Raw genomic sequence first — 401 nt, 5'->3', positions numbered from 1 at the left:
CTTGTTCCGTTTTTTCTTTTTGACGTACCAGCGGGTCTGGCTGCCGGTCTCCGTGGTGATGCGTTCCCCCTGGGTGGCGATATTATGCAGTTCGCCAATATTGCCCGCCAGTGCGCCGCCGGCGACGATTTGGCTGTCGTGATTGGTCACCTTCGCGCTATTGAGCGTCAGATTGCCCCCGGCCAGCATTTTACCGGGGTCACTGTGTGTGACCTGCGTTTCCCTGACGGTCCGGGTGTACTGATATTCATCAAAGTTATCGCTGCGGCTACCCTCCGGCATGATGGCCTCGTGCACGCCGTATTTGTTGTGGTGAGAAGTGTCCACCTGTGACCAGTCATAGCGGGTAGTCTGGCCGCGCAATACCGCGTCGTGATGCGGCGATTTTTCCGTTTCGACGA

1 protein-coding gene is annotated in these 401 nt (G+C 57.4%); it reads right to left on the bottom strand.

The genetic code is table 11. The features are described 5' to 3' along the window. A partial coding sequence (locus EAE89_RS23245) for a hypothetical protein (RefSeq protein ID WP_214086694.1) occupies window positions 1–401 on the bottom strand: 401 nt, incomplete at both ends.

Origin of the sequence: Photorhabdus heterorhabditis (assembly GCF_018448905.1) — a bacterium.
Classification (GTDB): Bacteria; Pseudomonadota; Gammaproteobacteria; order Enterobacterales; family Enterobacteriaceae; genus Photorhabdus; species Photorhabdus heterorhabditis.
The sequence above is the reverse complement of the archived record's forward strand: the minus strand, read 5'-3'. Positions and strand labels throughout refer to the sequence as shown.